Origin of the sequence: Paraburkholderia sp. SECH2 (assembly GCF_030464795.1) — a bacterium.
Classification (GTDB): Bacteria; Pseudomonadota; Gammaproteobacteria; order Burkholderiales; family Burkholderiaceae; genus Paraburkholderia; species Paraburkholderia aspalathi.
Genome location: NZ_JALPRH010000008.1, coordinates 172,363 through 185,987, shown reverse-complemented (window position 1 = coordinate 185,987; position 13,625 = coordinate 172,363). Strand labels below are relative to the sequence as shown.

The window sequence follows — 13,625 nt, the reverse complement described above, 5'->3', positions numbered from 1 at the left end:
CGGTCTCCTCATTAGTCTCCCCACTTGTCTCTTCACTCGCTTCTTCACCAGTCGAGCGCCGTGCCGTCGTATTGGTAGAAGCGGCCGTTGAATGCTTCATGTGCGGCCGCGGCCTGCGCAAGCACTTCACGCATGCCGGTGACGCTGCGCACCGGATCGATCGCCGCTTGCGCGCCACCCATATCGGTGCGCACCCAGCCAGGATGCAGCGAAATACAGGTTGCGCGCGTGGCGTCCAGTGACGCGATCTTCAGCGCGTCATTCAGCGCAGCCTTACTCGCCCGATACAGCCAGCCGGTCGTGCCGCTTGCGTCGCCGATGCTACCCATCTTGCTCGAGATCACCGCGAACACACCGCCTGCTTCTTCGACGAGGGGCAGCAGGATCGGCATCAACTGCATCGGACCGCGCACGTTGGTATGCATCACCTGGTCGAAGTCTTCCGCCGTAATCGTCTCGATGTCCTCGGTGCGCGGGCCGTACACGCCGGACACCAGCACCGCTGCGTCGAGCCGCTCGCCGTCGAGCTTCCAGCCGAGCGCGGCGATTTCTTCGGGTGCGGTGACGTCGAGTGAAAACGTCTCCGCGCCGAGCGCCTTCAGCGCGTCGAGAGCGGCGCCATCGCGCGCGGTGGCGAGCACGCGCCAGCCGCTCTTTATGTATTGCCGCACGAACTCCTGGCCGATGCCGCGCGATGCACCGACGATCAACACTGTCTTCATCGAATCACCTCAAGCTTGCAAACACCCGGTAACAGCGCGTCAAACCAGTTCAATGCCCATCGCGGTCGCTTCGCCGCCGCCGATGCACAGCGTCGCGACACCGCGCTTCAGACCGCGATTTTTCAACGCGCCGATCAGCGTGACGAGAATCCGCGCGCCCGATGCGCCGATCGGATGGCCGAGTGCGCAGGCGCCGCCGTTCACGTTGACCTTATCGTGCGGCAGGTGATGTTCCTTCATTGCGGCCATGGTGACCACCGCGAACGCCTCGTTGACTTCGTACAGATCCACTTCGTCGGCGCGCCAGCCGTTCTTCTCGAACAGCTTGCGAATCGCACCGACCGGTGCGGTGGTGAACTTCGCGGGTTCCTGAGCGAAGGTGGAGTGGCCGACCACGCGAGCAAGCGGCTCGACGCCGAGACGCTTCGCGGTCGATTCACGCATCATCACGAGCGCCGCGGCACCGTCGGAAATCGATGATGAATTCGCTGCCGTCACCGTGCCGGTTTTGCTGAACGCGGGCTTGAGCGTCGGAATCTTGTCGAGGTTCGCCTTGAACGGCTGCTCGTCGTGATCGATGGTCACGTCGCCCTTGCGGCTTTCCACCTTCACCGGCGCGATTTCCCACGTGAACGAACCGTCTTCATTCGCACGCTTTGCACGATTCAGTGACTCGACGGCGAATGCATCCTGCGCTTCGCGTGTGAAGTCGAACGAGGCCGCGCATTCCTCGGCGAAGGTGCCCATCAGACGGCCTTTTTCGTAGGCATCTTCGAGACCGTCGTAGAACATGTGGTCGATCACCTGGCCGTGACCCATGCGCATGCCGTTACGCGCTTTCGGCAACAGATACGGCGCGTTCGTCATGCTCTCCATGCCGCCCGCGACGATCACGTCGGCCGAGCCCGCGGCCAGCATGTCGTGCGCGAACATCGCCGCGCGCATGCCGGAGCCGCACATCTTGTTGACGGTGGTGCTGCCGGTGCTCAAAGGCAAGCCGGCGCCGAGCGCAGCCTGGCGCGCCGGCGCCTGGCCGAGGCCGGCGGGCAGCACGCAACCCATTACCACTTCATCGATCTGCTCAGGCTTCAAGCCTGCGCGCAGCACGGCGGCTTCGATTGCAACCGAACCCAACTGCGGCGCGGTTAGCGTTGCGAAATCGCCCTGAAATGCCGCCATCGGCGTACGGGCCACACCTACGATTACGATCGGATCAGACTTTGTCTCGCTCATGTTTGTCTCACTCATGTGGGTTTCATTCGTGCTTAAGTTGTTTGATCACACCTTCGACGATGGCCGGCACGTCGCCGAGCTGGGCCGCTTCGGCGGCCGCCGCATCGTTGTCTTCCTGGTACGCACCGCCGGCCGATACGGCCGCGATGCAGCGCTTATAGGTTGCATCGAGCGCCGTGGGGTCGTTGATTGTCATGCCGAGGTCGCGCACCTTGCCGTCATGCACGCCATACACCCAGCCGTGCACCGTGAGTTCCTGGCCACGTGCCCACGCGTCATTGATGATGGTGGTCCGGCATACGTTCATGACCTGTTCGATCGCATTCAGTTCGACGAGCCGCCGATGGCGCGCCTCGCCGAGCGGCCATTCTTCGATCAGCGCAGCATGCTTGGTGCGCACGTCCTGCACGTGATGCAGCCAGTTATCCGCGAGACCCACACGCCGGCCGTGCAGCGCCGCGCCGACGCCCGAGCAGCCATAGTGACCCACCACCATGATGTGCTTGACCTTCAGCAGATCGACGGCGAACTGGATCACCGACAGGCAGTTCAGATCCGTATGCACCACCACGTTGGCGATATTTCTGTGCACGAACACTTCACCTGGCGGCAGGCCGATGATCTGGTTGGCCGGCACGCGCGAATCGGAGCAGCCGATCCACAGATATTCGGGTGTCTGCTGGTGCGCGAGACGCGAGAAGTACTCCGGATCTTCGGAGAGCTTGCGGGCCACCCACGCGTCGTTGTTATCGAACAGATGGGCAAGCGGATTGGCAGCGGGAGAAGCGTTCGTGTTCATGTTGAGTCTTGGCGGTTGCTCGACCGATTGACCGGTCGATGTCGTTGCATAAGGTTCGGACGATGCATTCAACGATGCGGGCAGCGCATAGCGCTCACGCCACGCGCACGGTGCGTTCATCTGCCTGATTCTCCGCGGGTCCGGACGCCGTATCGGCGAATCGTTCCGGATAGCGGATGCAGAAGCGCACGCTGCTGTCGTACGGGAAAAAGTCGGGCAGTTCGCCTTTCAAGAGATGATCCTTGTGCCGTTGCCACAGCGCTGGATCGAAGAAGTCCGCGTGATGCTGCATGAAGGACCGGCGCACGCGTGGATCGCCGAGCAGAAAGGTGCCGTATGTCTCCGGGAAAATGTCGTGCGGGCCGACCGAATACCACGGCTCGCCCGACATTTCGTCTTCCTCGTAACGTGGCGCCGGCACTGCGCGCACGTTGCATTCCGTCAGGTATTCGATTTCATCGTAGTCGTAGAACACGACGCGGCCGTGACGCGTCACGCCGAAGTTCTTGTACAGCATGTCGCCAGGGAAGATGTTCGCCTGCATCAATTCCTTGATCGCGTTGCCGTATTCCTTGATGCCGTGCTCGACATCGTCGTCGCTGCCGTTTTGCAGGAACAGATTGAGCGGCACCATGCGGCGTTCGATATACATATGACGAATCACCAGGTTGTCGCCATCGTATTCGATCAAGGACGGCACTTCCTTTTCGAGTTCGCGCAGCAGCGCTTCGTCGAGCCGCGAAATGGGCAGCGCGACGCTCGAATATTCGAGCGTGTCGGCCATGCGGCCCAAACGGTCATGACGCTTGACGAGCTGATACTTTCGCTTGATCTGCTCGCGCGTGGTTTCCTTCGGCGGCGGAAAGTGGTCCTTGATCAGCTTGAATACGTACGGAAACGACGGCAGCGTGAACACCAGCATCACGAGCCCCTTGATGCCGGGCGCGATGATGAACGGATCGCTGGAATGCTTCAGATGGTGCAGCAGATCGCGATAGAAGAGATTCTTGCCCTGCTTCTGCAAACCCACCGAGGTATAGATTTCCGCCTTCGGTTTGCCCTGCATGATCGTGCCGAGAAACTCGACATAGGCGGACGGCACTTCCATGTCCACCAGGAAGTACGAATGCGAGAAGCTGAAGATGATCAGCAACTGGTCGCGTTTGAGCAGCACCGTATCGAGCGCGAGCACGCCGGGCTTCACATGGCGCAGCGGCACTGCGAATGGCAGCAACAGATCGCCGTTGATGATCCGTCCAACGATATACGCCGACTTGTTCCGAAAAAACAGCGACGAAAGCACGTGAATCTGGAAGTTGGGCGCTTCGTCGAACACGCCGAACGCATCGTGGATCGCTTGCATCACGCATTCGACGTCGCGCGTCAGATCCTCAAACGGAGGCTCCAGCTGGAAGTTCGTGACGATGCGCTCGAGCGTCGCGGCAAGACCGTCCTTGCCGGGGTAATACGCACGATAGGTCGGCTTCGCCGCCGGTTCGTCGTTCTCGATGTATTCGGTCGAGATCGCCGGGCGCACGAAAATAAAGTCGTTGTTGAAGTACGAACGGTGCAGGATCTTGCAGCACACCGAATTGAAGAACGTCTCCGCGCACTCGGGCTGGCGGTGCGTGGTCAGGAGGCCGATGTAGTGGAGCTTGATCTGCTGCCACACTTCGTCGTCGATATTCTCGGCGTCGTATTCGTCTTCGAGCAGTTCGACGCATTCCTCGACACGATCGTCATACGAGGTGATGCGCTCGCGCGCCAGCGTTTGCAGCCCATGCCAGTCGGCAGCTTCGAAGAGCGTTTTGGCGCGGATCGCGGCGTCACGGAAGATGCGGTAGTGCCGATCGAATCCTTCGAGCATCGTCTGGGCGACGTCAAAGCCGATCTGTGACGACAGCAGTTTGGGAAAGTGATTCATGTCGGCCGTGCATTCATCCCATGTCGTGAAGACACCCGTGATTGTATCGTCCGGGTGCACCCGCGGCGCGTCGCGCCGTTCTCCGCTCAGGCGGACCTGGTCTCGCGTGAACCGCCTTCCAGCAACGCGCGCGCCTGGGTTTCGTACTGCGCGAGGTCTTCGAGCGTGGCGTTCAGATCTTCCAGTTGACGTTCGAGCACGTCGCGATGGCGCGCCACTGTAGCAAGGAAGGCCTGCAATTGCGGCACGGTGTCGGTCGGCGACTCGTAGACGTCGAGCAGATCGCGGATTTCCGACAGCGTGAAGCCGAGCCGCTTGCCACGCAGCGTGAGCTTCAGGCGGGTTCGATCGCGGCCCGAATAGACGCGCCGCAAGCCGCTCGATCCCTCACGGCTGGGCGAGAGTAAACCCTGGTCTTCGTAGAAGCGGATCGCCCGCGGCGTGACGTCGAATTCCCGCGCGAGCTCGGTGATCGTGTATTGCGTGTTCATCGGGGCATCCCGTAGCCGGGCAGAAAATCGGATTGAACGATAGAATCGACGTTTACGTTATCGTCAACTTGATCGAAACGCAACTACGGCGCAATACGGCACCGGCATGTCCCGGCCGGGCCGCAACCACGCCGTCCGGCATCGCATACCTCGCCATGCCGGATGGCCGACGGAGGAAGACAAGCACAATGAATGCACTCGAACATCAACTCGACTACCCGTTCAAGGACACCTTGCCCGAAGCGGGCCAGGCGATGGAAGTCGCGTCCGGCGTCTTCTGGCTGCGCATGCCGCTGCCGTTTGCACTTGACCACATCAATTTGTGGCTGCTACGCGATGAGATCGACGGCCAGCAAGGTTGGACGGTAGTCGACTGCGGTATTACGTCGGACACGATCAAGGAGAACTGGGAGAAAGTGTTCGACTCGGCGCTCGACGGCCTGCCGGTGCTGCGCGTGATCGTCACGCATTGCCACCCGGATCACATCGGCCTTGCGCACTGGATCTGCAGCGGCGGCGACAAGAAACGCTGGGACGTGCGCTTGTGGATGACGCTTGGCGAATACATGCAGGCCCGCGTGATGGCGGCCGGCGACGGCTCGAATGCGGGCGGCGAGGGCGCGGCGCGCCACTTCGCACGTCACGGCCTGAACGACGAGGCGTCGCTCGAGAAGCTGCGCAATCGCACGAGCTACTACTCGAGCCTCGTGCCGGCGATTCCTGGGCAGTACCGCCGCCTGCGCGAAGCCGATGGCGTGAAGATCGGCGGCAAGACGTGGCGCGTGGTGACGGGCTTCGGCCATTCGCCGGAACACTGCGCGTTGCATTGCGAAGAGACGGGCACGCTGATCTCCGGCGACATGGTGCTGCCGCGTATTTCGACCAACGTCTCGGTGTTCGACATGGAGCCCGAAAGCACGCCGCTCGCGCTGTATCTGGAATCGCTCGGTCGCTACGAGACGATGCCTGAAGACACGCTCGTGCTGCCGTCGCATGGCAAGCCGTTTCGCGGCGTGCGTACGCGGATCAAGCAATTGCGTGAGCATCATGACGCGCGTCTGGCTGAAGTGCGCGAGGCCTGTGCGGAGAAGCCGCAGAGCGCTGCGGATATCGTGCCGTTGATGTTCAAGCGCCAGCTCGACATCCATCAGATGACATTCGCGATGGGCGAGGCGTTAGCGCATTTGCATCTGCTGTGGCTGGCCGGCGAGTTGAAGCGCACGCAGGATGCGGATGGGGTGATCCGGTTCTCGGCGTGATCGCGTCGACAGATCGATACGTCGATAAAAAAAGCCCGGTTGCGAAAAGCAACCGGGCTTTTTTTTAATCGGCGAGACAGAGTCTTACTGCACCGCCACCGTCGCAAAGTTCTGCCGTCCGAACGGACTCACGTGATAGCCGCTCACGTTCGTACGCGTGATGGCCGCTGCGGTCGGGTAACCCAGCGGAATCCACAGCGCCTGATCGTGGATGATCTGCTGCGCCTGCTCATACGCCTTCGCGCGTTTGGCCTGATCAGGCGTGGTCTTGCCGTCGGCAATCAGCTTGTCCAGATCCTGATCGCAGAAGCGCGCGAAATTGATCCCAGACTTCACCGCATTGCAGCTGAAGAGCGGCGACAGGTAGTTGTCCGGATCGCCGTTGTCGCCAGCCCAGCCCATGAACAACGTGTCATGCTGGCCTTGTTTGGCCTGCTTGATCAGCTCGCCCCATTCGATCACCTTCACTTCCGCCTTCACGCCGATCTTCGCGAAGTCGGCTTGCAGCAGTTCGGCGCCGGCCTTCGGGTTCGGGTTCAGCACGCTGCCGTTCGGACGCACCCAGATCGTCGTTTCGAAGCCGTTCGGATAGCCCGCGTCCGCGAGCAGCTTCTTTGCCTTCACCGGATCGTACGGCCACGCTTTCACGGCTTTGTCGTAGCTCCACGTGTTCGGCGGATACGGATTGACGGCCGGCGTCGCGGTGTTGTCGAAGATCGCCTTCAGGTAGGTGGTGCGGTCGAACGCCATGTTCAGGGCAGCGCGCACCTTCTGGTTGTCGAGCGGCTTCTTCTGCGTGTTCAGCGCGACGAAGGCGGTCATGAAAGCCGGTGTCTGCACGATGGCGAGCGATTTGTCGCCCTTTGCTTCGGCGAGATCCTGTGGCTTCGGCGACAGCGCGATCTGGCATTCGCCGGCCTTCACCTTTTGCGCGCGCACCGTGGCGTCCGGCGTGATCGCGTAGATCAGGCGGTCAATCTTCGGTTTCGTGCCCCAGTACGTCGGGTTCACGTCGTAGCGGATCACCGCGTCTTTGGTGTAGCTCTTCAATTCGAACGGACCGGTGCCGATCGGCTTCGCATTCAGGTCGACCTGTTTGCCCGCCTTGAGCAACTGGTCGGCGTATTCAGCCGAATAGATCGAGGCGAAACCCATCGTCAGGATCGACACGAAGGTGGCGTCCGGTGCGTTCAGTTCGAACTTGACGGTGTTGTCGTCGACCTTGCTGATCGACTTGATGAGCTTCGGCAAGCCCATCGACTGCGCGTGCGGGAAGCCGCTCGCGCCCGCCACCTTGTGCCACGGATTGCTGTCGTTGAGCATGCGGTCGAACGTGAAGACGACGTCGTCGGCGTTCAGCGCGCGGGTGGGCTTGAAGTAGTCGGTGGTCTGGAACTGCACGTTCGGGCGCAGATGGAACGTGTAGGTGAGGCCGTCGGCGCTCACGTCCCATTTGTCGGCCAGCGCGGGCACGACTTTCTTCGCGGCCTCGTCGTACGAGACCAGTGAGTTGAAGATCACGTCGGCCGACGCATTGGTCGTCACGAGCGAATTGAACTGCACGACATCGAAGCCGTCGGGGCTCGACTCGGTACAGACGGTCAGCGGTTTGGCGAGCACGAGCGCGGGCGCCGTGAACAGTACGGCGGCTGCGAGCAGTTTGAAGCGCATAGGATCTCCCATAACAAGCGCAGTCAGGCAGTGCGTCTGGTTGTGTGGTTATGTTCCGTTGACGGGTGGCGACCGGTCTGGCCGTCGTCTTTATTGTGATACGTTTCCGGCGCTGGCGCATGCTTTGGCTGCTGCGCTACATGCACGTCCTCGCCTTCGCGAAAGCTTATCGAAGGGTGGTTGCGGCGACAACAATTTAATCCGCATATCCATATGGGCTGAGGGTGTTGCTGCTCATGACGCCGCTCATGATGCCGCCGCGCGCTGCATCAGGTAACCGATGCCTTCGATCGCGCGCACGCCGTACCACGACACCAACTCCCCATCGATCAACTCGATGCGCTTGCCGGCCAGACGCGGGTCACGCTTCAGCGTGTCGCCATGCGCTTGTGTGAAGCGATAGGGCTCGCTGGAGAGCAGTATGCGATCGACGCCGGCAAGCCACGGCGCGCGGTCGAAGTCGAGCACGGGATAACGAGCAGCACCGGTCGCGCCGCCTTCCACGTCGGGTAGCGTCTGCCAGTTCACGAGCCTCAGCATCGAGGCGATATAGGTATCGCGCGCTACCGTCATCCATGGCTCGCGCCAGATCAGATACAACACGTTTTGCTTGGGAAACACCTGCGCCGCGGCCTCGTGCAGACGTATTTCGAGCGCCTCGCTCAGGCGCTGAGCTTCCTGCTCGCGGTCGAAGATCACGCCCAGCAACGCGTACAGCGAGAGATTGTCCTGCGGCGTCTGTGGATGGGTCACGACGATATGCGGCACGAACGCACGCAATTGCTCGACGGTATCGCGCTCGTTTTCGTCGATATTGACGATCAGATGGGTGGGGCGCAAAGCACGGATCGCATCGACATTCACAGCCTTGGTGCCGCCGACCTTGCGCACCTGCCGGACCTTGTCGTGGGGATGCACGCAAAAACCGGTGCGTCCGACAATCTGCCTGTCGAGCCCCAGAGCGAACAGCAACTCGGTGATGCTTGGCACCAGCGAGACGATGCGGGCACCTGCGCCCCCAATTTCGTGCGCGACGCCGGCTGCATCGACCGCACGAGGCTGCATGACTTACTCGGTGGCGGCGCGCGGTTTGCGCGGCGCGCGTTCGAAGGCCCGGTCGTAGAGCCAGCGCGGCAGCACGTGCAGCAGCATGGCCACGATGCGCATCTGCCATGGAAACACGGCAAACGCGGTTTGACGCTCGACCGCCCCGGCGACCTTCACCGCGAAGCGGTCGGCGTCCATCAGGAACGGCATGGTGTAGGGATTGTGCTCGGTCATCGGCGTGCGAATATAGCCGGGGGCGATCGTGACCACGCCGACGCCAAGCGGCCGCATCTCGACGCGCAACGCTTCCAGATACTTGAGCGCCGCCGACTTAGACGCGCTGTACGCGCCCGACCCCGGCAAGCCACGTACGCTGGCCACGCTGGCGATCCCGACCAGCGTGCCTTTCTTCGCCGCGACCATCGCGGCGGCGAACGGCTCGAAGGTGGCGACCATGCCGAAATAGTTGATATCCATCACTTCGCGGAACGTGCGCAGATCGCCGTGCCCGGTGAGCGCACCGCGACTGATGCCGGCATTGGCGATCACGACGTCCGGCAAGCCGTGCTGCGCGATGAATTGCTCGGCCGCTTCGGCGAGCGCCTCGGCGTCACGGACGTCGACGGAATAGGTAGAGATGGAATTCTGCGGATGGGACTGCTGGAAAGCGGTGAGAGCGTCGCCGCGGCGGGCGACCAGGCCGAGAATCGCGCCGCGCCGCGCATATTCGGCGGCGAGCGCGAGGCCGATGCCACTCGAGGCGCCGGTAATGAAGACCTTCAGGGGGGAGCTCATTCCGGCGCCTTCGACATCACATCTTCTTGGCGCGGACCTGCTGCACCAGATAGTCGAGCACCTGGATCGTGCCCGGCAGGCTGTTGGTCGCAGCCGGGCCGGTTTCATACTTGCCTTGCACGGCCAGCGTCGGCACGCCGTCGATCTTGTAGTCGTCCATCAACTTCTTGTCTTTTTGCAGCGCGCTTTGCGTCGAGAACGAGTTGTACGCGTCCATGTACTTCTTCGGATCGACGCCGTTCTTCGCGAGGAACTTGGCTTGGTCTTCCGGCGTCAGCAGGTAGTTCTTGTTGACGTGGATTTCATTGAAGACCTTCGGCGTGAGTTGCGTGGCGAGGCCGAGTGCGTCAAGCGCGTGGTACATCTTCGAGTGCGGAATGAAGTCGTCGCGGAAGGCAACCGGCACGCGCTTGAACACCACGTCCGGACCTTGCTTTTTCACCCATGCTTCGAGGTACGGGTTGAATTCATTGCAGTGCGGGCAGCCGTACCAGAAGAATTCGGTCACTTCGATCTTGCCGGCCGGCACGTCCGTAGGTTGCGGCGTGGACAGCACGGTGTAGTCCTTGCCGGAAACCGGTGCGGCCGGCGATGCATGCGCCGTGGCGGCAACCAGGCCCAGCGAGAGGAACAGAATGCTCAGCAGTTTTTTCATGTTGTGATAACCCAAGTAGGCGGTAAAACGGTGGCGCCACGCAAATGCCCGTCACCGTTTTTAATGTCGGCGTTAGACGCTCTAGTCGTCCGTTGTGCTTGTCGGTTGTGTTTGCCGGTTGAGCTTGTGACTCGCGCCGCACGCCGATAGTTCGGCGGCGGCGCGTTCCGGTAAATCACGGTTTGTTTATTGTTGGCTTATTGCTTCGTAAAGCGGATCACGGCTGTATCCACGCCCGCGTCGGACAGACGCTGACGGCTCGAATTCATGTCCTCGAACTTCGAGAACGGGCCGATCCGCACACGGTAGTACGTCACGCCGCCTGCATCGCGCTGCGTGACCTTCGATTCAAAGCCCTGGAAGGCGAGCCGCGCGCGCTGCTGCTCGGCGTCGGCCGAGGTCTTGTAGGCGCCTACTTGCAGGAAGTAACCGGTGTTCGCGTCGCCCGCTGTCGGCGCCGCGCCTGAACCCGGCTTGGCGTTGGCAGCCGTGGCGGACGACGTACCCTTCGGCGCGGAGCCTGCCGCGGTGGCGGCCGGTGCGCTTGCACCTTGCGGCTTTTTCACCGTACCGGTGGCCGTGCCGTTGCCGTTATCCTGCGCGGGTTTCGGTGCGACTGCCGTGCCGTTCGCATTGCCATTCGACGGCGGCACTTCAACGATCTGCGGCTCTTCCAGCATGCCCGACTGCGTCTGCGCATTGGTCTGCCCCGGCGCGGTGTTCGGCGGCGCCGGTTGCGCGGCTTGCGGCACCGGCTGGCCCGGCGTCTTGCCTTGCAGCGGACGGTTCGGGTCGTATTGCTGCGCCTGGCTCGCGCCGGTATCGGGCGCCGCGGGCGGCGCGACCTTCGAGACGAACGGCGTAGGCGCACGGGTGATATACAGCGCCACCACTACCGCGATCGCGAGACCGACGATCAGGCCTAGCACGATGCCGAGAAAAGTCCCCCCGGTTTGTTTCGATTGCGATTGCTTTGTTGTGCGGCGTGGTTTTGCCATCGTATGAATCACCTGCAAAAAGAATCCTGGAACGGCCGTCGATTATAACGACGGCCGCATGCATGTTGCGCCGGAGGACTTACATCTTGACGGGAGCGGAGACGCCGATCGTCGCGAGACCGTTGGCCAGCACCTGACGTGTGGCCGCAAGCAGCGCGACGCGTGCATTGCGCTCGGCAGCGTCGTCGACCAGCACGCGTTCGGCTCTGTCATTGTAGAACGAGTGGAATTCCCCGGCGAGGTCGCGCAGATAGAACGCGACCGCGTGCGGCGCGAGCTCGCCGGCGGCATGCTCCAGCATGTCCGGGAATTCGGCGAGCTTGTTCAGCAAGGCCATGGCGCGTTCGCTGGTGAGCGGCGACACGTCCACTGCGGCCAGCGTGCTTTCGTCCGTGTTGTAGCGCGCCTTGCATTCCGCGATGACCGAGCAGATCCGCGCGTGCGCATACTGCACGTAGTGCACCGGATTTTCGTCGTTCTGTTTCAACGCCAGGTCGATGTCGAACACGAATTCCGTATCGGCCTTGCGCGAGATCAGGAAGAAGCGCACGGCGTCGCGGCCGCGGCGAATCGTCTCTTCGTCGATCAGGTCGACGGCGGCTTCCGAACCCGGCGTCGCGCCGCCCGACCATTCGATCAGATCACGCACGGTCACATAGCTGCCCGCGCGCTTCGAGATCTTCACCTCTTCACCGTTGCGCATCACCGTGACCATCTTGTGCAGGATGTAGTCGGGATAGCCCTTCGGAATGCCGATGCCGAGACCTTGCAGGCCGGCGCGCACCCGCGCGATCGTCCCGTGGTGGTCCGAGCCCTGAATGTTGATGACCTTGGTGAAGCCGCGTTCCCACTTGGCGACGTGGTAGGCGACGTCCGGCACGAAGTACGTGTAGGTGCCGTCGGTCTTGCGCATCACGCGGTCTTTGTCGTCGCCGTCGTCGGTGGTGCGCAGCCACAGCGCGCCTTCCTGTTCGTAGGTTTTGCCGGCGGCGATCAGCGCCGCGACGGTCTTCTCGACCCGGCCTTCCTTGTACAGCGATGACTCCAGATAGTACTCGTCGAACTTCACGCCGAAGGCCTGCAAGTCCATGTCCTGCTCGCGGCGCAGGTAGGCGACCGCGAAGCGGCGGATCGCTTCGAGGTCTTCGACGTCGGCCGCGCCCGTGACGGGTTCGCCGTCGCTCGCGGCAACCGTGACGCCGTTCAGATAGTCTTTGGCGATGTCGGCGATGTACTCGCCGTTGTACGCCGAGGCGGGCCAGCCTTCATCGCCCGGGGCGAGGCCGCGGGCGCGCGCCTGGGTCGACAGGGCGAGCGTCTGGATCTGCACGCCGGCGTCGTTGTAGTAGAACTCGCGGTGCACGTCCCAGCCTTGCGAGGCCAGCACGTTCGAGAGCGCGTCGCCGAGTGCGGCCTGGCGGCCGTGGCCGACGTGCAGCGGGCCGGTCGGGTTGGCCGAGACGAATTCGATCAGCACATGCTTGCCGGCTTCGCGCTGCGAACGGCCGAAGGCGTCCTTTTCAGCGAACACCGCGGCGATCACGGCCTGCTTGGCGGCGGCCGCGAGGCGCAGGTTGATGAAGCCGGGGCCAGCCACTTCGGCGGCTTCCACGAGACCCTTGGCTTGCGGTTGCGCGAGCAGCGCGTCGACAATCTGTTGCGCCAGCTGGCGCGGGTTGGCGCGCAGCGGCTTGGCGAGTTGCATCGCCACATTGCAGGCGACGTCGCCGTGCGCGGCGACCTTGGGACGCTCCAGCGTGATCGTGGGCGACACGAAGGCGGCTTCGCTCGCGCCCTGGGTTGCGTCAGCAACCTGCTTCACCGTGTCGGCGAGCAGGGTTTCGAGGGTATGTTTATGTGCAGGCAGCATGCTTGTTGCGAGTCCAGTGAGGCAATCCGGTGATGCGGAAGAAGCGGCGGCCGCGCGCGAGGCGCAGCCGATTCGTCAGAAGCGTGGAAAGCGGCGCTGCACCGGCCGGGATGCGCCGGGCACGTCGGGGCGTCATCGGGCACGTGGCGTGCAACGCGTCT

The 13,625-nt window shown here is 62.5% G+C and carries 12 protein-coding genes; 1 reads left to right on the top strand and 11 read right to left on the bottom strand.

Annotated elements, in window-relative coordinates:
• Nucleotides 1-44: 44 nt before the first annotated feature.
• The 5 genes from M0D66_RS16580 to M0D66_RS16560 form a co-directional block, all read right to left on the bottom strand.
• A complete protein-coding gene (locus M0D66_RS16580) occupies nucleotides 45-722 on the bottom strand; it encodes an SDR family oxidoreductase (protein WP_093645726.1) in 678 nt (225 codons plus the stop codon).
• Nucleotides 723-761: 39 nt separating this feature from the next.
• Entirely contained in the window at nucleotides 762-1,970 is a 1,209-nt protein-coding gene (locus M0D66_RS16575) for an acetyl-CoA C-acetyltransferase (protein WP_266211031.1), read from the bottom strand.
• A gap of 7 nt (nucleotides 1,971-1,977) precedes the next feature.
• Nucleotides 1,978-2,754: a carbonate dehydratase gene (can, locus tag M0D66_RS16570; protein WP_093645740.1), complete on the bottom strand. Its 777-nt coding sequence runs from the start codon at nucleotides 2,752-2,754 to the stop codon at nucleotides 1,978-1,980.
• A 94-nt stretch (nucleotides 2,755-2,848) separates the two neighbouring features.
• On the bottom strand, nucleotides 2,849-4,678 hold the full coding sequence (aceK, locus tag M0D66_RS16565; protein ID WP_266211030.1) for a bifunctional isocitrate dehydrogenase kinase/phosphatase: 1,830 nt from the start codon (nucleotides 4,676-4,678) through the stop codon (nucleotides 2,849-2,851).
• 86 nt (nucleotides 4,679-4,764) lie between these two features.
• Nucleotides 4,765-5,169, bottom strand: coding sequence for a MerR family DNA-binding transcriptional regulator (locus M0D66_RS16560; RefSeq protein WP_054035656.1), 405 nt, complete (start codon nucleotides 5,167-5,169; stop codon nucleotides 4,765-4,767).
• 188 nt (nucleotides 5,170-5,357) lie between these two features.
• Here M0D66_RS16560 and M0D66_RS16555 point away from each other — a divergent pair, with 188 nt between their 5' ends.
• Complete coding sequence (locus M0D66_RS16555) at nucleotides 5,358-6,428, top strand: MBL fold metallo-hydrolase (RefSeq protein WP_266211029.1); 1,071 nt, start codon at nucleotides 5,358-5,360, stop codon at nucleotides 6,426-6,428.
• 84 nt (nucleotides 6,429-6,512) lie between these two features.
• On the opposite strand, the gene M0D66_RS16550 is transcribed toward M0D66_RS16555, so the two are convergent.
• The 6 genes from M0D66_RS16550 to argS all read right to left on the bottom strand — a co-directional run bounded on the left by M0D66_RS16550 (nucleotide 6,513) and on the right by argS (nucleotide 13,464).
• Nucleotides 6,513-8,099 (bottom strand): ABC transporter substrate-binding protein, encoded by a 1,587-nt coding sequence (locus M0D66_RS16550; protein ID WP_093645716.1) that lies wholly within the window; start codon nucleotides 8,097-8,099, stop codon nucleotides 6,513-6,515.
• 246 nt (nucleotides 8,100-8,345) lie between these two features.
• Nucleotides 8,346-9,164 carry a cobalamin-binding protein gene (locus M0D66_RS16545; protein ID WP_266211028.1) on the bottom strand — a complete coding sequence of 273 codons (819 nt, stop codon included), beginning with the start codon at nucleotides 9,162-9,164 and terminating at the stop codon, nucleotides 8,346-8,348.
• Between the two features lie 3 nt (nucleotides 9,165-9,167).
• Nucleotides 9,168-9,941, bottom strand: a complete 774-nt coding sequence (locus tag M0D66_RS16540) for an SDR family oxidoreductase (protein ID WP_266211027.1) — start codon at nucleotides 9,939-9,941, stop codon at nucleotides 9,168-9,170.
• A gap of 16 nt (nucleotides 9,942-9,957) precedes the next feature.
• Nucleotides 9,958-10,596, bottom strand: a complete 639-nt coding sequence (locus tag M0D66_RS16535; protein ID WP_093645709.1) for a thiol:disulfide interchange protein DsbA/DsbL — start codon at nucleotides 10,594-10,596, stop codon at nucleotides 9,958-9,960.
• A 197-nt stretch (nucleotides 10,597-10,793) separates the two neighbouring features.
• A complete protein-coding gene (locus tag M0D66_RS16530; protein WP_093645706.1) occupies nucleotides 10,794-11,612 on the bottom strand; it encodes an SPOR domain-containing protein in 819 nt (272 codons plus the stop codon).
• Nucleotides 11,613-11,673: 61 nt separating this feature from the next.
• The gene (argS, locus tag M0D66_RS16525) at nucleotides 11,674-13,464 is read right to left on the bottom strand and encodes an arginine--tRNA ligase (RefSeq protein ID WP_211702855.1); all 1,791 of its coding nucleotides are present in this window, start codon (nucleotides 13,462-13,464) and stop codon (nucleotides 11,674-11,676) included.
• Nucleotides 13,465-13,625 lie beyond the last annotated feature (161 nt).

Excerpts from the sequence above, each read along its gene's own strand:
- M0D66_RS16580 (WP_093645726.1), bottom strand. The coding sequence starts at position 722 with ATGAAGACAGTGTTGATCGTCGGTGCATCGCGCGGCATCGGCCAGGAG.
- M0D66_RS16575 (WP_266211031.1), bottom strand. The coding sequence starts at position 1,970 with ATGAGTGAGACAAACATGAGCGAGACAAAGTCTGATCCGATCGTAATC.
- can (WP_093645740.1), bottom strand. The coding sequence starts at position 2,754 with ATGAACACGAACGCTTCTCCCGCTGCCAATCCGCTTGCCCATCTGTTC.
- aceK (WP_266211030.1), bottom strand. The coding sequence starts at position 4,678 with ATGAATCACTTTCCCAAACTGCTGTCGTCACAGATCGGCTTTGACGTC.
- M0D66_RS16560 (WP_054035656.1), bottom strand. The coding sequence starts at position 5,169 with ATGAACACGCAATACACGATCACCGAGCTCGCGCGGGAATTCGACGTC.
- M0D66_RS16555 (WP_266211029.1), top strand. The coding sequence starts at position 5,358 with ATGAATGCACTCGAACATCAACTCGACTACCCGTTCAAGGACACCTTG.
- M0D66_RS16550 (WP_093645716.1), bottom strand. The coding sequence starts at position 8,099 with ATGCGCTTCAAACTGCTCGCAGCCGCCGTACTGTTCACGGCGCCCGCG.
- M0D66_RS16545 (WP_266211028.1), bottom strand. The coding sequence starts at position 9,164 with ATGCAGCCTCGTGCGGTCGATGCAGCCGGCGTCGCGCACGAAATTGGG.
- M0D66_RS16540 (WP_266211027.1), bottom strand. The coding sequence starts at position 9,941 with ATGAGCTCCCCCCTGAAGGTCTTCATTACCGGCGCCTCGAGTGGCATC.
- M0D66_RS16535 (WP_093645709.1), bottom strand. The coding sequence starts at position 10,596 with ATGAAAAAACTGCTGAGCATTCTGTTCCTCTCGCTGGGCCTGGTTGCC.
- argS (WP_211702855.1), bottom strand. The coding sequence starts at position 13,464 with ATGCTGCCTGCACATAAACATACCCTCGAAACCCTGCTCGCCGACACG.